The 18,544-nt window shown below is 39.4% G+C and carries 18 protein-coding genes; 10 read left to right on the top strand and 8 right to left on the bottom strand.

Going from position 1 to position 18,544, the window contains the following annotated elements; translation table 11 throughout:
- Positions 1-331: 331 nt before the first annotated feature.
- Positions 332-565 (bottom strand): hypothetical protein, encoded by a 234-nt coding sequence (locus CDZ88_RS00775; RefSeq protein WP_100371740.1) that lies wholly within the window; start codon positions 563-565, stop codon positions 332-334.
- Between the two features lie 77 nt (positions 566-642).
- On the opposite strand from CDZ88_RS00775, the gene CDZ88_RS00780 reads away from it, so the two are divergent.
- Both CDZ88_RS00780 and CDZ88_RS00785 read left to right on the top strand, forming a co-directional pair.
- On the top strand, positions 643-1,395 hold the full coding sequence (locus tag CDZ88_RS00780; RefSeq protein ID WP_100371741.1) for a DUF3658 domain-containing protein: 753 nt from the start codon (positions 643-645) through the stop codon (positions 1,393-1,395).
- 30 nt (positions 1,396-1,425) lie between these two features.
- A complete protein-coding gene (locus tag CDZ88_RS00785; protein WP_100371742.1) occupies positions 1,426-2,220 on the top strand; it encodes a carbon-nitrogen family hydrolase in 795 nt (264 codons plus the stop codon).
- A gap of 161 nt (positions 2,221-2,381) precedes the next feature.
- Here the strand turns inward: CDZ88_RS00785 and CDZ88_RS00790 are convergent, their stop codons facing one another.
- Together CDZ88_RS00790 and CDZ88_RS00795 are read right to left on the bottom strand one after the other, a co-directional pair.
- Complete coding sequence (locus CDZ88_RS00790; protein WP_100371743.1) at positions 2,382-2,621, bottom strand: hypothetical protein; 240 nt, start codon at positions 2,619-2,621, stop codon at positions 2,382-2,384.
- Between the two features lie 11 nt (positions 2,622-2,632).
- A complete protein-coding gene (locus CDZ88_RS00795; protein ID WP_100371744.1) occupies positions 2,633-4,252 on the bottom strand; it encodes an ABC1 kinase family protein in 1,620 nt (539 codons plus the stop codon).
- Between the two features lie 95 nt (positions 4,253-4,347).
- On the opposite strand from CDZ88_RS00795, the gene CDZ88_RS00800 reads away from it, so the two are divergent.
- Positions 4,348-4,581: a hypothetical protein gene (locus tag CDZ88_RS00800; RefSeq protein WP_100371745.1), complete on the top strand. Its 234-nt coding sequence runs from the start codon at positions 4,348-4,350 to the stop codon at positions 4,579-4,581.
- 335 nt (positions 4,582-4,916) lie between these two features.
- Here the strand turns inward: CDZ88_RS00800 and CDZ88_RS00805 are convergent, their stop codons facing one another.
- Entirely contained in the window at positions 4,917-5,945 is a 1,029-nt protein-coding gene (locus CDZ88_RS00805; RefSeq protein WP_100371746.1) for a LolA family protein, read from the bottom strand.
- A 186-nt stretch (positions 5,946-6,131) separates the two neighbouring features.
- On the opposite strand from CDZ88_RS00805, the gene CDZ88_RS00810 reads away from it, so the two are divergent.
- From CDZ88_RS00810 to CDZ88_RS00820, 3 genes are read left to right on the top strand one after another with little or no spacing between them, the layout of a single operon-like run.
- Positions 6,132-6,839: a response regulator transcription factor gene (locus CDZ88_RS00810; RefSeq protein ID WP_100371747.1), complete on the top strand. Its 708-nt coding sequence runs from the start codon at positions 6,132-6,134 to the stop codon at positions 6,837-6,839.
- On the top strand, positions 6,826-8,247 hold the full coding sequence (locus tag CDZ88_RS00815) for a sensor histidine kinase (protein ID WP_100371748.1): 1,422 nt from the start codon (positions 6,826-6,828) through the stop codon (positions 8,245-8,247). Before CDZ88_RS00810 ends, CDZ88_RS00815 begins: the two co-directional genes overlap by 14 nt.
- A gap of 1 nt (position 8,248) precedes the next feature.
- Positions 8,249-9,295, top strand: a complete 1,047-nt coding sequence (locus CDZ88_RS00820; RefSeq protein WP_100371749.1) for a LolA family protein — start codon at positions 8,249-8,251, stop codon at positions 9,293-9,295.
- Between the two features lie 46 nt (positions 9,296-9,341).
- Here CDZ88_RS00820 and mreBH read toward each other — a convergent pair whose 3' ends face one another.
- The 3 genes from mreBH to glcT form a co-directional block, all read right to left on the bottom strand.
- The gene (gene mreBH, locus CDZ88_RS00825) at positions 9,342-10,349 is read right to left on the bottom strand and encodes a rod-share determining protein MreBH (RefSeq protein ID WP_100371750.1); all 1,008 of its coding nucleotides are present in this window, start codon (positions 10,347-10,349) and stop codon (positions 9,342-9,344) included.
- A gap of 409 nt (positions 10,350-10,758) precedes the next feature.
- Complete coding sequence (gene ptsG / locus CDZ88_RS00830) at positions 10,759-12,789, bottom strand: glucose-specific PTS transporter subunit IIBC (protein WP_100371751.1); 2,031 nt, start codon at positions 12,787-12,789, stop codon at positions 10,759-10,761.
- A gap of 195 nt (positions 12,790-12,984) precedes the next feature.
- Positions 12,985-13,815, bottom strand: coding sequence for a glucose PTS transporter transcription antiterminator GlcT (gene glcT / locus CDZ88_RS00835; RefSeq protein ID WP_100371752.1), 831 nt, complete (start codon positions 13,813-13,815; stop codon positions 12,985-12,987).
- 170 nt (positions 13,816-13,985) lie between these two features.
- Here glcT and CDZ88_RS00840 point away from each other — a divergent pair, with 170 nt between their 5' ends.
- The 4 genes from CDZ88_RS00840 to CDZ88_RS00855 all read left to right on the top strand — a co-directional run bounded on the left by CDZ88_RS00840 (position 13,986) and on the right by CDZ88_RS00855 (position 17,325).
- Entirely contained in the window at positions 13,986-14,396 is a 411-nt protein-coding gene (locus CDZ88_RS00840) for a thiol-disulfide oxidoreductase DCC family protein (RefSeq protein WP_100374553.1), read from the top strand.
- A gap of 150 nt (positions 14,397-14,546) precedes the next feature.
- Positions 14,547-15,902, top strand: a complete 1,356-nt coding sequence (locus CDZ88_RS00845; RefSeq protein ID WP_100371753.1) for a sodium-dependent transporter — start codon at positions 14,547-14,549, stop codon at positions 15,900-15,902.
- A 163-nt stretch (positions 15,903-16,065) separates the two neighbouring features.
- Positions 16,066-16,404, top strand: coding sequence for a hypothetical protein (locus tag CDZ88_RS00850; protein ID WP_100371754.1), 339 nt, complete (start codon positions 16,066-16,068; stop codon positions 16,402-16,404).
- Positions 16,405-16,446: 42 nt separating this feature from the next.
- A complete protein-coding gene (locus tag CDZ88_RS00855) occupies positions 16,447-17,325 on the top strand; it encodes a polysaccharide deacetylase family protein (protein WP_100371755.1) in 879 nt (292 codons plus the stop codon).
- Between the two features lie 25 nt (positions 17,326-17,350).
- Here the strand turns inward: CDZ88_RS00855 and CDZ88_RS00860 are convergent, their stop codons facing one another.
- Positions 17,351-18,490, bottom strand: a complete 1,140-nt coding sequence (locus CDZ88_RS00860; protein WP_100371756.1) for an IscS subfamily cysteine desulfurase — start codon at positions 18,488-18,490, stop codon at positions 17,351-17,353.
- Positions 18,491-18,544 lie beyond the last annotated feature (54 nt).

Consider the following 18,544-nt stretch of genomic DNA (forward strand, 5'->3'; position numbering starts at 1 on the left):
TCCTTCACCAATGAACAAATTACTTTCTTTATAGTTGCAATATTCTATTAATTTTTACATTTTCCTTTATAATTCCTAAAAATGAGTACTAGTACCTGGTAAGGGTATTTTCGAGAGGGGGAGGTAAGGTTTGAGTCAAAAGTCTCATTGGGAGGAATGGCTCTATTGATAAAGGAGTTTCATAAGATAGATCTTAATTTTTGCTAATTTGTAAACTAAAATAGTGATCTTTGAACTGAGTCATTATTCACTCTTTCGACATTTTAAGGTGGACCTTTCGAATGAAGAAAATTTCTATAAACGAAAAAAAGCCACAAAAAAAGAGAGCGGCTTAAAAATAAAGGTGACTAAAGCGGTTTGGTTGGCATGGTGGAAAGGGAGTGATATTCTGAATTTGATTCAATGGATATTGTTTTAGAGCAAATTGAGATGCGTATAAGTATTCTAAAAGATAAACTTTTTCTTGATCAATTTCACAAAGGACACCTGTTGTACCTTGCCCATTGACGAGTGATACACCAACTGGCTGGCCGATGTATTGATACGTTTGTTGAAACCAGTTCATAAGGTCACCTCCACGATAACCTATGTTTAGAGGGGTAAGATGGTGTGTGTCCATATAATAAGAGAGGAGAATGATAAATGATTCAGTTAATTTTTTCTCGCGCAGCGACAGAAGCATTTGATCTCGCCATACAAGAGGATAAAGGTATCATGAAGGGGAAATTAAAAGTGTATGAACCATATCTCCAGTTAGGCGACATGCGAGATGAACAGAAGCGACTTGGTCAATTAAGTCAAATATTTGGGTTTCGTACGGATTCAGATGAGATAGCAAATTTACAAGAGCAATTTTATGAAGAGAGAACAACGATTCAAAAATTTCTTCAAAAAGGAGAAGAGGTGATGTGTTGGGTAGGAGAAGAGGCAGCTGATGAGTTAGCTTTTCTCTCTCTTATTAGTTCGATATCTACGGAAGATTTAGGGGATAACTTAAAGTTAAACCGTGTGCGCGGACCACTCTTGGTGAGAGAGTTGCTGCCTGAGAATTTAGAGCTACATATGAATCCAGTTGAAGTGACAGTCGATATGTTAAACCAACTTCAAGCAAGTTGGAATGTTCTGCTAGATCAGGGTAGTGATATTCGTGTTCGCAAAGCAGACTTCATCTACGATTATGTTTCGTTTAATCATTATGATGATCTTCTTCTAACCTTTACGAAAAGGAGCGAACCAGTAAATATCAAAAGTATTATTGGTCAAATGTATGGAAGGCATCCGCACCTCCCTTTTCCTTTCTTTTTATGGAGGATACATACACTTGCAAAAAAAGGGGTATTGCACGTAGTGAATGATACAATGAATGAAATGGAAGGTACAGTGATCCTAAAGTAGTTCGCTGTGAAATCAGGAGGAGTGATAATTATGAAGTTTGCCATTTATCAGATGGATATTGTACCGGGTGATCCACAGGCAAATCGCGAAAAAGTAAAAAACTGGGTAGAAGATGTTTGTACCGAACAAAAGCCAGATACACTTATGTTGCCGGAAATGTGGACTACAGGATATACACTTCCGATATTAGATCAAATTGCCGAACGCGAAGACGGCGAGACGTTTCATTTTTTAAGTCAGTTAGCGAAACGCTATCAAGTCAATTTTGTTGCAGGCTCAATTGCAACAAAGCTAGAACGGGGCATTGTCAACCGAGCCCTTGTCTTTGATCGCCAAGGTGAGTGTATCTATCATTATGACAAAATGCACCTCGTTCCAATGCTTAAGGAACCCGATTATTTAGTGGGCGGGCAAGAGCCACTTAAGACATTTACGTTAGATGGTCATGTATGTGGGTTATTTATATGTTATGATTTACGGTTCCCAGAGCTTGCGAGACAACTGGCTTTAAATAAGGCAGAAATTGTTTTTGTCCCAGCAGAGTGGCCTGATGAACGAAAAATACATTGGGGTGTGCTTCAGCAAGCTAGGGCTATTGAAAATCAAATGTATATGATTACAGCGAATCGCGTCGGAGAATATGATGATGTGATCTTTGCCGGAAAATCAGCTGTGACCAATCCGTGGGGCGATCAGTTGGCTGTTGGAACGTTCAATGAAGAAGAGACACTCCATGTTGAAATTAATTTATCAAAAGTGCCTGAAATTCGTGAGGCAGTTCCGGTGTTTAAAAGTCGAGTGCCACATTTGTATGAAATAAAATAAATGATTGAATGAGTGAAAAGAGGCTGGGACATAAAGAAGTGTTTAACTGAGAATTCGAACGTTGCATTGACTTAGCTCAGGAGCGGGTTAAGTGCACCAATAATTATTTGTTCGGATTCTTGTGGTTAAAATACTCTTATCCCAGCCGCTATTTCGTTTTATCATGTTCGTTTACTATAACGATTCCAGAAATGAAGGATCCATGAGAATGGGAAAGGGAGCTTATATCCTGCTTTTTCAAATTGACGCAGCAAGTTAATAAATGCTCCTCCAATTCGTCGTTGCTTTCTTAATTCCTCTTCGTCTGTTCGAACGGTTAATCGATAACCATCCTCTAAACCTTCAAGTGTAATTTCCTTCGTCCCAACATTTTCAGTCGTTTCTAATTTCTTTTCATTCATCTTATTTCCTCCTATGGACGTATTGATTTACTCGTGATTAATAGGGATAACAATCCTATACTAAGGACAATCGAACTCCCAATAAGAAGTGGAGAATGTTCTAAATACAAAGCCATTAAGGAACTAATTACCCCTGTGAGAAAAAGTAAAAAAGCATAGTGTCTAGACCACAAACTGTACTGTTGTTTCTTCCGCTCTTGGTATTGTCGCTCTTGTTGCTCGCGGTAGAGACGTGGTTCATTTGCGAGAGCATCGAGCTTGTTAGGCAGAGAGATTAAAGTCTTAGATACTTGTTCAAGCCACCTTTTTGGATCAAGGAAACTTGATCGTCCTTCTGTTTCATTGTCGCGTAGCCAATCAAGAACAATTGGTTTACCAAGTTCAAATAAATCTAACTTTGGATCAATGCTGTACAAGACTCCTGTTAACGTAGAAACGGCACGCCCTAAAAAAGCAAATTCGCTAGGCATCTGGACGGGAAGGTCACGGAGCAACAACCTGAAGTCAGCAAGTAATCCTTGCATTACGTCTTCTTCCCATCCAGTCAAGTTGGCTGATAAGGCAACATCGACAAATTGTCGGATCATGCGTTCGAGTTGTTGTTTGTCAGCGTGAGGCAAAAGAAACCTCAGTTGTTCAAGAGAATCAACGACTTGACTATAGTCACTTAAGACAAGTGCTTCTACGAGTTTTTGCAATTCTTGACTGTCTTTTTTTTTGATCGTAGCGACCATGCCGAAATCAATCAAAACGATCGTTCCATCTTCTTTAAGCATGATATTTCCAGGATGAGGATCAGCGTGGAACAAACCTTCTCGTAAAAGCTGTTCCAAAAATATAGATAATAAGTACTTCGCTAATTGTTCTTTGGAATAGGGGAGTTCGGCAATAAGAGCTTGATTTGTTACGCTTTTTCCATCAATCCATTCCATGACTAGTATTTTCTTTGTTGTAAGTTCTTGATAGAAAGAAGGGATATGAACTTCTTTAAAGCTCTCATACTTTTCCCCGAAATAGACGCCGTTTGCTAACTCTTGTTTGAAGTCGAGTTCAGCTGTGATTACCTGTTTAATCTCTTGAAACAGACGTTTCGTGTCCATTGCTTGACCGATAAAGGTGAATCGTCCAGCGAGAAACATCACAATTGATAATGCGCGAAGATCGGCATTAATGACTTTAGAAATCGTTGGTCGTTGCACTTTAACTGCGACTTGCTCTCCTGTGAGCAATGTTGCTTTATGAACTTGCCCAATCGACGCCGAAGCAACAGGATCAGTAGAAATCGACGCAAAGATCGCTTCAAGATCTTCTCCGAGTTCTTTTTCTATCACACGTTTGGTTTCTTTCCACGCGACAGGGGGAACATGATCCATAAGGTCGGCTAGTTCCTTCAAGAAGACCTCGGGTAGGATATCAGCCCGAGTAGCTAAAAATTGTCCAAGTTTGATCAATAATCCTTCAAGTTTTATAGCTTTACACTTGTACTCTTGAGCTTGGCGTAAGAGTAGTTGATTCCATTTTTCTTCGTTCCAATTTCTTCGGTGTTCTCGTTGAAATCGTATAATTTGAACAAAAAATTTAATGCTCATAAAGACGATGGTGAAGATGCGGTAGAGTGATAAAGTTTTCATTGGAATTTCACCTTCGTTTTTCTTTTATTGTACAACGTGTATAATAATTGTGCACATGATATGACTATCATTTAAACATAATACAGGTGATGTTAATGAAACTTGAGAGCTATTCTTATATGAAACGAAATCGTATGAAGGCTTATTTTGACTGCTTTCCAGATTCCCCCGTTATCTTTAGCAAGATTGGATCGTATTATTTTGTCTATATTGTCAAATGGTCAGAAAGAGACCTTGTCGTAAAAAGAGAGGATCTAGAAGAGATGGAGATTCTACTGAATCAAGAGTTAGGGCTCGGTCATGAATATGAACGTAGGTGGAAAAGGTAATGGAGAGTTTTGCTGGGGAGTGGAGGCTTATCTTGAAAGTGAGAAAACGTGAATTTAGAATTCTCCCTTTAAAAAGAGGCTGGGACAAAAGTATTTTAACTTATGGAATTCCGAACATTACGGTTATAGATTTTACAAGCCGCTCCTGAAATATACTTCGCTTTTCGCGGGAAGCTGGTGAGCCCCTTCGTGCTTCGCACTTCAGTGTCTCACCTATGCTTTTCATCCCGCAGGAGTCTACGTATATTTCATCCGCTAAATTAGCACTTCGTTCGCATCCTGAGTTAAACACCTTAATTATGTCCCAGCCTATTGATGTAGTAGACGAATTCACTTTATTGAATCTGTGCTGCGATATCTACGAGGTTTTCTTTTGACATTTCCTGACTTGTTGTCATTAATTCCAAGTAAACATCATCATTCGACCAGAATAAAAAGTGTGTGTCAAACATGTTCATATAAGAGCCTTCAAAATTTTCTGTTGTTACAGGTTCTGTCTCTTCCATCATTTCTGTTTTTTCTGTTGTAATGGACAACACGATGAATTCATCCCCTTGGTTAAAATGAAGGGTAGCCATATCCATCTCTTCAAAGTAATTGGCTTCATTAAACTCATGGGTCTCAAGAATAGAATCAAGGTTAGGGATCATAAATGAAGCCGAATCGCTTAACTCCTCAAGAGATAGGCTCTCCATCATAAAGTCATCCATCGTTAATACCTCTGCACCATCTGGAATTTCAAAGGAAAAGAGATCTTCATCAATATCAATGTTGTATTCGATATGGGTGTATTCCATCATAGAGGAGAAATCTTCACTTACCCACTCCATCTTTAAGGGCATGTAAGTTTCCTCATCAATCCAGATGTCATAACTCATATCACCCATGAATTGATCTTCTTCACCATCTTTGGTGGAAACGGATAGGTGAATGGTTTTTTGCTCTGCTATAGTATCACGACCATTAACTTTCACATCCGTTGAGTTTAGCATTTCTGTCAGCATTTCGCGCATCATTTCAGCCTCAGTTGGCATTTCATCAAGCATCTCATCTGTTGTTTCGAATACGGTGACGGTGTTTTCGTTTTCATCATACGACCAAGATTCTTTTCCGTTGGAGACGTGTAAGTAGCCATTTTCCATTTCTGTACGGTGCTTGTTTTGTTTCATGTTCCATTCCTTGTAAGTCGATGTTTCGCTTTCACCGCCGTATTCGAAGGTAGATGAGACTTCAGCATAATAGCTGTCTAAATTTTCTTGAGCCTCTACAGCTTGTTCAATAATCTTTTCAGTATCTTCAACAGAGCAAGCCGTTGTAAAAAGAATAGCAGTTGCTAGGCTGAATATAGCAGTTAGTCTTTTCATAAGTTTACCACCTCAACGATCAAATTTTGTTTCTATAATCACTATAAGTTTTATTAATAAAGAAATAGAAAGGAATTTATAAAGAAAGTATGAATTCGAAGGGAAGTCTTTCAGAGGATAAGAGGATTGACTATAATAGAAAAATAGGGAAGTTTAGTTAAATCTGAACAAAAGGGATTGAGGGAAATGAGCGAAAGTATTTTGGTTGTGGAAGATGAAATAGAAATAAGTAGAATTATTAGTGAGTACTTAGTAAGAGAAGGCTATGAAGTGACTACTGCCCATGATGGGGAAGAAGGATTACGTCTTTTTCAAGAAGTCAGACCACAGCTTGTTTTACTAGATCTCATGTTACCAAGGATAGACGGATTTGAAGTATGTCGAAATATTCGAGAGAAAAGTGAGGTCCCTGTCATTATTATTAGTGCAAGGCAAAGTGATATTGATAAGATACATAGCCTTGGTCTTGGTGCAGATGATTATGTGACTAAGCCGTTTAGTACGCTTGAACTTGTGGCAAGAGTGAAATCACAACTAAGACGATACAATCGCTATTATAAAAAGCAACGAGTAAATGAAATACTATTGTTTGAAGGATTAACGATTAATTTCAATCAACGAACGGTTAAACAAGACGGGGAGCCGGTTGTCTTTACGTTGAAAGAGTTTGAACTCTTATGTGTGCTTGCCCGGTCACCTGGTCAAGTGTTTTCCAAAGAACAACTGTACCAACAAGTGTGGGGGCAAGATGGTGCTGATGACATACGAACTGTGACAGTACATATCAAGAATGTCCGTCATAAGCTCGGTGAAGGGAGTCGACACCCTCGCTTTATTGATACGGTTTGGGGAATTGGATATAAATTCATTGGGCTAAAAAATGAAGATACGTAATTGGTTATTATTTCTTATTGTAGCAGTCATGCTCGTTCCTTTTTTATCGACGTATTTTTTTGTGAGTTATATTAATGATTGGTATGACAGAGAGCAATTATCCGAGTATGTTCATGCATCGATCCGTATTCATCATGTTGCATCTGTGCTAAAAGATAATCCACGTTTGTATCAATACCCAGCAGTTGGAGCGGATGTATTTGCAGATGAGATTAATGACGATGAGACGATTTATATTTACACATTAGATAGACACGTAATTATCAATGTGAATGGGCAACCACTGTTTCAAAATAGGACGCCAGCGAGTCAATTAATGAAGGGCATGTATGAAATGAAAGAAACTCTCTCTCATTATACGTACAAAGAACCTGTGTATTATGATGGTGTCCTAATTGGCTTTTTTGAAATAAAAAAAGAACGATCGGAATTAAAAGAACGTATTGATCAAAGTTCTTATTACAGTATCGCGTTTGTAGTGACTATGATTTTCCTGACCTTAATTACTACGCATCTACTCATCAAACGCCGAATGATAAAGCCAATCACGCAGCTTGTTAGTGAAATGAAAGCCGTTGGGGCAGGGAAGTTCCCTACAGAGCGAAGCAAACGTCGGGCAAACGATGAAATTAAGGAATTAATGGATCGCTTTTACACGATGAGTGGAGAGCTTAAGGAAGTACAACAAGTAAAACAACAACTAGTGGCTACGATTTCTCATGACTTGCGGACACCCCTTACATCAATCAAGGCGTATGCGCAGGGGTTAGAAGATCATCCCGAGAAGCAGGAGGAATATCGAGAAGTTATTATTCGTAAAGCGAATTATATGGAAAAACTCGTAGAAGATCTACTCCTTTATTCGAGACTAGAGATGAATAGTTTAGACCTTCATTGTCAGCTTGTTGATGGTGAGGAGTTGGCAGAGGCGTTAGTTGATGGATATGACGGAATTGGTGCTCAAAGAGAAATCTATATAAAGACAATGATTGATCTTGATACGTGTGAACTTTTTTGTGATGTCGATCGTTTGATTCAAGTGATGGATAATCTTGTGACAAACGCCCTCAGACATACACCAAAAGGGAAGAGTATTGAACTTGTTGCCACAACGAAAAGAGAGCTACTACCTGAAGAAATAGGATGGGAAGATGCCTATGTTTACTTCATGATCCAAGACGAAGGAATAGGAATTGCAACTGAGGAGCTCGAGCGTATCTTTCAATTGTTCTATCAGGTGGATGAAGCAAGGCACAAAGTAAATGGAAAAGGTGCGGGACTTGGGCTTGCGATCAGTCAACAGCTGATTGAAAAACACGGTGGATTGATTGGGGTGACATCGACCATAAATATGGGAAGTTGTTTCTATTTTGCATTAAAAAAGCATAAACAAGAGGGGGAGGAATAACTTGTTGAGAAATGCTCTAGGGATTTTACTACTAAGTTTACTCATATTACAAGGTTGTAGCGTAAATACCATAAGTGGAAATGAAGTGATGGCGAGTATACTTGATGTCGATGAATCAGCAACATCGTATTATATGAAAACGGCTTATGAAGGTTATGAGAATAAACCTTTCACGATGAAGGAATGGCGAATGGCTGATGGTAGATATCGAGTGGAGATGTATGAGGGAGAAACGCTTGCATTTGAATCGGTTTTTAGCGGAGACAATCATGTGATGGTCGATTATGAAGAAGAACAGATTCTCGTTTATGACGCGACCGAAACAGCAGAATATTGGACTCGATCTCCGAAAGGGTCGATGACACAAATGCTTCATGCAATGCATGATCACTATGACATTACTGTAAGAGAAGAGAAAGAGGTACTCGGACGAGAAGTATTTGTATTGGATATGAAATCTAGGAATATGGAAAAAGATGAGATGGAGATTTGGGTAGATAAAGAAAATTGGGTCATTTTAAAAATGGATTTCAAATTTGAGGAGGATTGGATGACGAGTGAGGCCATTGAGTTTGAGCTTCGACCTAAAGTAGATGCTGAGTTATTTACAGTTGATGAATCACTTGATTTTGATGAATTGTCATTAGGTGAGATTTCTTCAAATGAAACGATCGATTTGGAGGAAGCGAAAAGGCAAGCAAGCTTTTCTTTTTTAACGCCTATTGATGGGTATCAAGTTCACGAAGCCAGCACCTATCCTCGTCAGGATGATGAAGTCGGTATCAACCTTACGTACAGTGATGAAGAGGGAAAGATATTGTTTTCTTATGAATTTTTTAAGAGAAGTGACCCTCTTGTAAAAGTTTTTGGGAATGAACAAGAGATTAAGATTCGAAAGACAGAGGGACTCATGATTTGGGATGAAACATTGAATATGGTTGCTTGGCAAGAAGACGGTATTCAATATAGCTTTTATCCAGAAGCTCCACTAACGAAAGATGAAGTGGTAGAGATCATTGAAGAGATGAAGGTTGTAGAAGAAAACTAAACAAACAGGCACTCGAATCTGCTCCGAGTGCCTGTTTCATGTTGTTTTATACTGTTGCTTTTTGAAGCTTATCAATGAACTTCAACGAACGTCCTGTACCAATTGCAACTGACTCCAAAGGGTTCGGCGCAAGGTGGACTGGAACAGAAATTTCTTCTTGGAACCATTCTTGGATACCGTTTAACAACGCACCACCACCAGTGACCATTATACCACGGTCAACGATATCGCCACTTAATTCTGGAGGGCAATCTTCAAGTGTTGCGCGAACTGCTTCAAGTACATGGAAGAGCAATTCGTTTATGGCATGTTGAATTTCTGTCGAATTGAGCGTAATCGTCTTAGGCAGACCGTTGACGAGATCACGACCACGAACTTCCATCGTTAATTCTTCATGCGGGACAGGAGCATAACCGATCTCCATCTTAATTTTTTCAGCTGTACGTTCTCCAATTAAGACATTATAAGATTTCCTCACATGTTGAATAATCGATTCATCGAGTTTGTCTCCGCCGATTCGAACGGAATTACAAGAGACGACGCCACCAAATGAAATGATTGCTACTTCTGTTGTTCCCCCACCGATATCTACAATTACATTTGCAACAGGCTCTTCAACTGGAAGGTCTGCACCAATAGCTGCTGCAACAGGTTCTTCTATAATATGAACGTTCTTTGCTCCGCAGCTACGAACGGCATCTAAAATAGCACGACGCTCAACTGATGTTGAACCAGAAGGAGCACAAACAACAACATTTGGTTTTCTTAAGGATAAACCTAGTTGCTTGCTAGCTTTTTTCATGACAGCTTTTAACATACTTGCTGTCACATCAAAGTCTGCTATCACACCATCGCGAAGAGGGCGAACGGCGATCACATTGGCAGGTGTTTTCCCTACCATGCTTTTCGCTTCAGCACCAACGGCAAGGACTTCACCTGTTTCTGTATTTATCGCGACAACAGATGGTTCATTTAAGATGATTCCTTTATCTTTACTGTACACAAGTAAATTTGCTGTTCCTAAATCAATACCTAATTCTGCGTTTGACCACATAGTATCACCAACTTTTCATTTCAAAGTCTATTTTAATAGTTGTTCATAGTTAGTTAGTTTATCAGTCATATATGAGGAAACAAAGGGTCGGAACGCTTATCTTGTATGTAAGAATATGAGAGGGAAATAGACGCTTTTTTATATTTCGCTATATATTTACCAAACCTTGCTAATTAAAGCGAATTAGGGGCCTTATATACTAGTTATAATTTCTTAAACTTTATTTTTAGGACAAACAAGAAAGGCCTAGCTACTGCTAGGCCTTTCCACATAAGGGGGGGGGTGATGCAAATTGTTTGTTAGGGTAGACGAGTAATGTAGGTAGTTAACCATTTCACTCATCGCCTGTCTAGTAATTAAATACCCGGCTAAACGATAACCAAACATCTTTTTTTATTTTCCTAAAAAATTATTTAGATTGTTTAATAGCTACTATCTTTTTATCACCATGACTCGTATTCTTTGAACTTACTATTTGGATATATTCATCCTCTGATAAGTTGGTAAATACAATAGGAGTAACGGTAGAAGTAGCATTTTTTTCAATGAAATCTAAATCAAATCGTAAGAGTTCTTGACCTTGTTTAATTTGATCGCCCTCTGTAACTAGAGCCTCAAATCCTTCTCCTTTTAAGTTCACTGTGTCTAGACCTACGTGGATCAATACTTCTTTTCCTTCCTCAGTAACTAAACCAAGTGCATGCTTAGTTGGGAATAATGTAACGACCTTACCTGTAATCGGTGAGTGAACAACACCTTCACTTGGTACGATAGCAAATCCATCTCCCATCATCTTTTGAGAGAAAACGTGATCAGGAACGTCCGTAATTGGAATTATTTTACCTGTGATTGGAATTGAAAAGTCTATATTTCCTGCAACTGCTTCTGTTGGTTGGACAGATTTCTCGACAACAGGTGTACGTCCACTAATGATGTCCTGCATTTGTGTTTTAATTTGATCAGAGCGTGGACCAAAGATCGCTTGAATATTATTACCCATCTGCATAACACCAGATGCACCTAGCTTCTTTAAAGTATCTTTTTCTACTTGATCTGCTTCTTTCACGCTAACGCGAAGTCGCGTAATACACGCATCTAAGTTCAGTAGATTCTCTTTTCCGCCAAGAGCTTTAAGTACATTATATGGAAGTTCTTCTGCTGAAACGCTTGTTGTTTCCGTATCTTCTGTAACTTCTTCACGACCAGGTGTCATAAGATTGAACTTCTTAATCGCAAATCGGAAACCAAAGTAGTATATGACAGAGAATGCTAGGCCAACCGGAATCACAAGCCACCAATCGGTGCGATTAGGTAGAACACCAAAAAGTAGGAAATCAATAACCCCACCAGAGAATGTCATCCCGATTTTTACATCTAAAATTTGCATAATCATAAATGAGAGACCAGCAAAGACTGTATGAATGGCAAATAAAACAGGAGCTACGAATAAGAAACTAAATTCAATTGGTTCTGTAATTCCTGTTAAGAACGAAGTAAGAGCAGCGGAACCCATGATTCCAGCGACAATTTTCTTTTGTGCTGGACGAGCACAATGATAGATAGCTAATGCAGCTGCCGGAAGACCGAACATCATGAACGGGAATTTACCCGTCATAAATGTACCCGCTGTTAACTCAGCACCATCACGAATTTGAGCGAAGAAGATTGTTTGATCCCCGCGCACAACTTGTCCTGCGGCATTCGTATATTGTCCAAATTCAAACCAAAATGGAGAATAGAAAATATGGTGAAGGCCAAATGGGATCAAGGCACGTTCAATCACACCGAAAATAAAGGCTGATAACGTCTGATTGGACTCAACCATTAAGTAAGACAAGTTGTTTAACCCGATTTGAATGGTTGGCCATATCCAATAAAGGATAACCCCGATAAATAAAGCGAAAAAGGCAGTAGCAATCGGGACGAATCTTTTACCAGCAAAGAATCCTAAATAAGAAGGTAATTCAATGTTGAAGAATTTTTTATACATATAGGTAGCAAGTAATCCGGCGATGATCCCTCCGAAAACGCCTGTTTGTAAAGTTGGGATACCTAACACAGATGAAATACCAGGGTCAGCCCCGATCATCTCAGGTGTCCACTCACCATATCCACCTAGTACACTCATTGTTACATTCATAATTAGGTAACCAATAAGAGCAGCTAAACCTGCTACCCCGTCTCCATTTGATAGACCAATGGCTACCCCGACGGCGAATAATAGGGCTAAGTTAGCAAAGACAATATCGCCGGCGCTTTCCATGACACTAGCAAGCATAACAATCCACTCTGCCGTAAGGAAAGGGAGTCTTGCTGTAAGGTCTGGATTTTGCATTGCATTACCTAATGCAAGAAGAATCCCTGCAGCTGGTAATAACGCAACAGGAAGCATTAAAGCTTTACCTACACGTTGTAAAACACTAAATGATTGCTTAAACATGGCGTATTCCTCCAATTTTTAAAGAGTTTAGAAGCTAGAATCGATTAGATAAACAACAAAAAAGGCACGAGCGGAGAAAACGAGCACACCAATGGAGAGAAGATAGACTTCTTATCCTATTCATGTGACCGTTTTCTTTCCTCTCATGCCTGCTTAACCAGTAACACGTTAAAAGAAACGTAGTCGTATATGGAATTATTGTTTAGATAATCGTTGAAGATGAAGTGTTAAATAAACAGCTTCAGCGTCTGGAACCGTTTTCTTAAGTGCTTGTTGCATAATCTTGATCAGCTTCCAGGACAAATTGTAGCACACAGGATATTCAGACTGCAAGACTATTTTTAATGCTTCTTGATTATCTTCATACTGTTCCTTGTTAATCCTTTCGATGGCGTGGTGTAAATGACGAACAAGGCGTAAGTAGTCAACGTCTTTGCGATCGATTTGAATGGTCAATGCGCTTTCAATAACTTGGACGAGTTCACTAATTAACCTCGTATGACGGTTGACCTCTTGAAGTGGCCTTCTCGTTAGTGCACTATGAATATGTAGTGCAACAAAACCAATTTCCCCTTGTGGAATTGATAGATGTAGTTGCTGATTTATGTACTGAATAATGCCTGAGGCTGTCTCGAATTCATCGGGGTAAGCAAGCTCTGTTTCTGGCAAAAAAGGATTTGTGATATCAAAGCCTTGATTCAAACGCTTAATGGCGTAGTACAAGTGATCAGTTAGGGCAATGTGGATATGCTCATGCAAACGGACTTTGAAACGTTCTTCAATCATAGATATGACGTCATTCATTAGTCCAATAAAAGCTTCATCGACATAATCGAGCAACTGCTTGTATTGTTCTTGTTCTTCGGCTTCTTTTAGAACGAAGAATTTCTCGGCTGTTTCTCCAGCTACATGCTCTCCAGGCTTTTTTCCAAAACCTAAGCCTTTGCCGATCAGAATCACTTCAGCGTAGTCGGGATGCTTAGCAATCAGTACATTGTTATTCAAAATTTTCTTTACAGTAAGCATGGTTATTCTCCTTTCTTTGTGAGTGAGATGGTTCTCATAATAGCTTCAACTACGGATAAAGGTCAATATAAAGAAATCGTTTCATTCAAAAAATATGTAGGAGCTATAGATTGGCATACAATATTAAATAAATTATGAACTATATGGATATTTTAAGTGGGGTGAGTGAGATGGTGAAAAAAGAAGATAAAAGTGGAATTATATTATTTGATGGTGTGTGTAATGTTTGCAACCAAGCGGTCGATTTCTTGTTGAAACATGATCAAAAAGAATATTATCAATTTGCATCGTTACAATCTGAATTAGGGCGTGAATTAAAGAAACGGTATCATATTGATGAGAATGTAGATTCTATTATTGTGATTGAAGAAGGAAACGTTTATTTATATAGTGATGCAGTATTGAAGATTATACCTAAACTCACATGGAAATGGCGTCTGTTCTCTATTGGAAGAATAGTGCCAAAATCGATGAGAAATACTATATATAAACAAATCGCAAAGCATCGGTATAGACTTTTTGGAAAGCGAGATACATGTCGCCTTCCTACTAAAAAAGAAAGAGAACGTTTTCTTTCATAACCATTAATTGAATGGTAAGTAATTTCCGGTTGTTTCGACAGTGAGGCTTTGCTACTATAGGGAAGTTATTATTTTTAATTCCTTTAAAGGGTGGCCGCATCAACGTGGTGAAGAGAATGGTCATCTGGAGCAAAGTCGAGAGTGTAGGAGATGAGTAGGTTGAAACAACAAGAACAATGGTCTTCAAAATTAGGCTTTATTTACGCAACTGCTGGTACAGCGATTGGACTCGGAGCTATCTGGAAATTCCCTTACGTGGCTGGAACGAGTGGCGGAGGAGCTTTCTTCTTTTTATTTATATTATTTACGGTTTTAATTGGTTTGCCGTTATTAATAGGCGAGTTCATGCTAGGTCGTCATACCGGAAAAGATGCAATTTCAACCTTTAAAGAAATGGCACCGAAGTCAGCATGGCCTGTCACTGGTTGGATTGGTGTGATTACATGCTTTATAGTGCTTAGTTTTTATAGTGTTGTGGGTGGATGGAGCTTATTGTATCTATTTCATGCCGTTACAGGTCAATTATCGGGATTAACAATTGATCAATATGGCCAGCGTTTCGGGGAAATTATTTCTAATCCGATACCGACACTTGGAGCACAATTGCTCTTTATTATTTTGACGATCGTCGTAGTTTCAAAAGGAATTCAGAACGGAATCGAGCGAGCAAGTAAAATTATGATGCCAGCATTGTTTGTGTTATTGATCATCATTGCGATTCGTTCCTTAACACTAGATGGAGCGATGGAAGGTGTGCGCTTCTTACTATTGCCTGATATTTCAAATATTAATTCTGATACAGTGTTATTTGCCCTTGGACAAGCCTTCTTTGCATTATCCTTAGGGGTATCCATTATGATCACTTACAGTTCGTATGTTCCCAAAACTCAAAGTTTACCGGTGTCAGCGGTGTCGATTGGAGTAATGAATGTCTTTGTTGCTTTGTTGTCAGGATTAATCATTTTCCCAGGAGTCTTTACGTTCGGACTTGAGCCGAGTGAAGGGCCACCATTAATCTTTGTCGTTTTACCGGCGATTTTTGAGCAGATGGTATTTGGAGAAATTTTCTTAATTGCCTTTTTCTTATTATTCGTTTTTGCTGCATTAACATCAGCATTCTCGATGCTAGAGATTATTGTTGCAACACGTGTAAAGAAGTCAGTGGAAAAAAGACCACGCGTGAGCTGGACTGTTGGTTTAATGATCTTCATTTTTGGAATTCCAGCTTGTCTATCCTACGGAGCGATGGCGGATGTAACTATTTTCGGACGAACATTTTTTGATACAGCCGATTATTTAGCAAGTAATATTTTGATGCCATTTGGTGCATTATTGATTTCGATCTTCATTCCGCTAAAGATGTCTAAAACAGCGATGTTTGATGAACTGAAGCAAGGATCATCGATTGGGGCAATTTTCTTCAAAGTGTGGTATGTGTTACTTAAATATGTGACCCCAATGGCAATTATCATTGTGTTCTTAGATGCGATTGGTCTCTTTAGATAGTAGGGGAGGAGTGATTAGAGATAATCGCTCCTTTTTTGTATGAATGGAGCAATTTTACAATGACTAAATTTTCTGAATCATTTTGGTTTTTTGATCGGTCATTTCATGTTAGAATAAGTAGATAGAGAGATGCCATCAAGTGCATCACTAGGAGGGGACTACAATGGAAGAAGCCAAATTTCATGCTTATTTAAATGATCGATTAGAACAAGCGAAAGTACAGTTTGAACGCACAATTGACTGTAAACATACGGAATTTGATGACCTCTACCCTTACATGACGGAGCAACCACAATTTTTCTGGTATAAGCGTTATGTGGCCTGGCAAGAACTATTAACGGTCGTTAGTATGACCGAAGACATGGAAGCAGAGTGGAGATCCATGTTCTCAACAAAACAATCTGACTATATTGAATCACGTGTTTTAGATGCAAAAGTATTAGATGATTGGTATGAAGTCCAAGAAGAAAAAGAAGCGGAGCAATCGGCTCAAAATGAATAAATAACGGCCCCCTAAGTTTTGGCTTAGGGGGTTACGTATGTAATGGAGATGAAGGATTTGAGAAAACAAATAGGAATTGGTCTTGTTTTGTTAGTAGTCATGCTGTTCCAAGCATGTGGAGGAGCCGAAGATGATTCTTCTGAACAAGATGGGGCACTCGTACCTGAAGTGGAGGAGAAAGTCGCTTGGGGAGAGGACGAGCTAAGAGAAGATGAGGCCCGGGAACTCCCGGATATGGCAGAGTTTGATCGTGATGCTAAGGAATGGGGAGAGCAAGTATCAGGAGTAAAAACACGCATCAACACTTCGGAACAAAAAATCGCACTCACATTTGATGCATGTGGCGGGCCGTATGGGAATGGCTATGACGCAGCGCTAATCTCCTACTTACGTGAAGCGGATGTCCCTGCTACATTGTTTATTAATGAACGTTGGATTATTGAGCATGAGACATTGTTTTTAGAATTGGCTAATGACCCGCTCTTTCAAATTGAAAATCACGGAACTGAGCATATTCCACTTTCGGTCAACGGCGGAACCGCTTGGGGAATTGCAGCAACTGAAAGTCCAGAAGAAGTCGTACAAGAAGTTTTGGGGAATCATGATACAGTGAAGCATTTAACAGGTAAAGAAATGAACTTATTTCGCTCGGGGACAGCATTTTATGATGAGGTTGCTGTTGAATTAGTACAAGCACTTGGATACCAAGTCGTAAATTTTGATGTGCTGGGAGACGCAGGAGCAACCTATTCAAGTGAACAAGTGGAAAGAGCGTTGCTTGGTTCTGAGAGTGGATCGATTGCGCTGCTGCATATGAATCAGCCGACAAGCGGTACAGCAGCTGGTGTCAAAGCAGCGGTACCGAAGCTTCGGGAACAGGGGTATCAATTTGTACGGTTAGACGGAGAAGAGCTTGAGTAAGGTGGGGAATGATCCCCACCTTATTTTAATTGGTAACGCTTTGGACAATATCTACTAATCGTTTCGCTAATTCATCAAGTTGTGCTTTAGTTGTATTTTTTCCAAACGATAGCCTAAAGTAGCGATGAATCTCTTGTTCATTTTTTTGTAAGGCGACCATCGTCCGAGAGGGGTTTTGTTTTCCAGATTGGCAGGCTGAACCTGTTGAGATAGAGATTTGATAACGATCGAGTCTCTGCATCATAAGCTGACCTTCGATTCCCACAATGGAAACGGCTAAAATAGACGGCAATTGTGTGTCAACATTATTCCCTCCATCGACGGTAAAATGAATACCGCAATCCTTGAGCTTCCCTAGAAAATAAGTTCGCAACGTCCAAAAAAAATCTAGTTGTTTATCCATTCGTTCATGGATGTGGGCAGCTGCCGTAGTAAAAGCAGCAATTCCTGGTAAGTCAATCGTGCCATGGCGAAAACCGTGTTGATGCGAAGTGAGTGGGTGGACTGATTGCCAAGACGTATCTTTGTTCATCATGACGGCACCGACACCTTTAGGTCCGTAAATTTTATGGCTAGAGATGGTGATCGCATCGACAGGTACTTTTTCAAGATCAAGCGGTATCTTGCCAAATGATTGAACACAATCACTGTGGAAGATGACGTGGTGATGCCTAAGGAGTTGACCAATCCTCTTTATTGGTTGAATGACACCAATCTCGGAGTTCACATGTTGGATCGAAGCGAGAACTGTATCTTCACGAAGCGCATTCTCTACTATATTTAGTGAGATCGTACCGTCGGATTGAACAGGCAAATACGTGACGTCTACCCCTTGATTTTCTAAACGCTGAAAAAAGGAAAGCACCGATGGATGTTCAATCGATGAGGTAATGACATGATTGCCTTTATGCTGATTCGCTTTATACAAACTCTCCAATGCAAGTAGATTGGCTTCTGAACCACTCCCAGTAAAATACACAGCTTCAGATTCCCCGTTGACGACTCGGACCAATTCTTTTTTACAAGAATATAAGAGTTGTCGTGCTTGTTCCCCATCTTCATGAAGACTCTCTGTATTTGCGAAATAATGTTCACTTGTTTTTAGCCAAGCCTCAATCGCTTCTTTGGATATAGGGGTCGTTGCCGCGTGGTCTAAATAGATCAATTTTATCCCTCCAATTAGTTAGCTCTTGTCATTAGTTTAGTTTTATGTAAATAT

The sequence above is a fragment of the Bacillus sp. FJAT-45037 genome (assembly GCF_002797325.1).
Taxonomy (GTDB): domain Bacteria; phylum Bacillota; class Bacilli; order Bacillales; family Bacillaceae_D; genus Alkalihalophilus.

Excerpts from the sequence above, each read along its gene's own strand:
- CDZ88_RS00845 (WP_100371753.1), top strand. The coding sequence starts at position 14,547 with ATGAGTAGGTTGAAACAACAAGAACAATGGTCTTCAAAATTAGGCTTT.
- CDZ88_RS00795 (WP_100371744.1), bottom strand. The coding sequence starts at position 4,252 with ATGAAAACTTTATCACTCTACCGCATCTTCACCATCGTCTTTATGAGC.
- CDZ88_RS00810 (WP_100371747.1), top strand. The coding sequence starts at position 6,132 with ATGAGCGAAAGTATTTTGGTTGTGGAAGATGAAATAGAAATAAGTAGA.
- CDZ88_RS00815 (WP_100371748.1), top strand. The coding sequence starts at position 6,826 with ATGAAGATACGTAATTGGTTATTATTTCTTATTGTAGCAGTCATGCTC.
- CDZ88_RS00780 (WP_100371741.1), top strand. The coding sequence starts at position 643 with ATGATTCAGTTAATTTTTTCTCGCGCAGCGACAGAAGCATTTGATCTC.
- CDZ88_RS00850 (WP_100371754.1), top strand. The coding sequence starts at position 16,066 with ATGGAAGAAGCCAAATTTCATGCTTATTTAAATGATCGATTAGAACAA.
- CDZ88_RS00775 (WP_100371740.1), bottom strand. The coding sequence starts at position 565 with ATGAACTGGTTTCAACAAACGTATCAATACATCGGCCAGCCAGTTGGT.
- CDZ88_RS00785 (WP_100371742.1), top strand. The coding sequence starts at position 1,426 with ATGAAGTTTGCCATTTATCAGATGGATATTGTACCGGGTGATCCACAG.
- CDZ88_RS00805 (WP_100371746.1), bottom strand. The coding sequence starts at position 5,945 with ATGAAAAGACTAACTGCTATATTCAGCCTAGCAACTGCTATTCTTTTT.
- CDZ88_RS00855 (WP_100371755.1), top strand. The coding sequence starts at position 16,447 with ATGGAGATGAAGGATTTGAGAAAACAAATAGGAATTGGTCTTGTTTTG.
- CDZ88_RS00800 (WP_100371745.1), top strand. The coding sequence starts at position 4,348 with ATGAAACTTGAGAGCTATTCTTATATGAAACGAAATCGTATGAAGGCT.
- glcT (WP_100371752.1), bottom strand. The coding sequence starts at position 13,815 with ATGCTTACTGTAAAGAAAATTTTGAATAACAATGTACTGATTGCTAAG.
- CDZ88_RS00840 (WP_100374553.1), top strand. The coding sequence starts at position 13,986 with ATGGTGAAAAAAGAAGATAAAAGTGGAATTATATTATTTGATGGTGTG.
- ptsG (WP_100371751.1), bottom strand. The coding sequence starts at position 12,789 with ATGTTTAAGCAATCATTTAGTGTTTTACAACGTGTAGGTAAAGCTTTA.
- CDZ88_RS00790 (WP_100371743.1), bottom strand. The coding sequence starts at position 2,621 with ATGAATGAAAAGAAATTAGAAACGACTGAAAATGTTGGGACGAAGGAA.
- mreBH (WP_100371750.1), bottom strand. The coding sequence starts at position 10,349 with ATGTGGTCAAACGCAGAATTAGGTATTGATTTAGGAACAGCAAATTTA.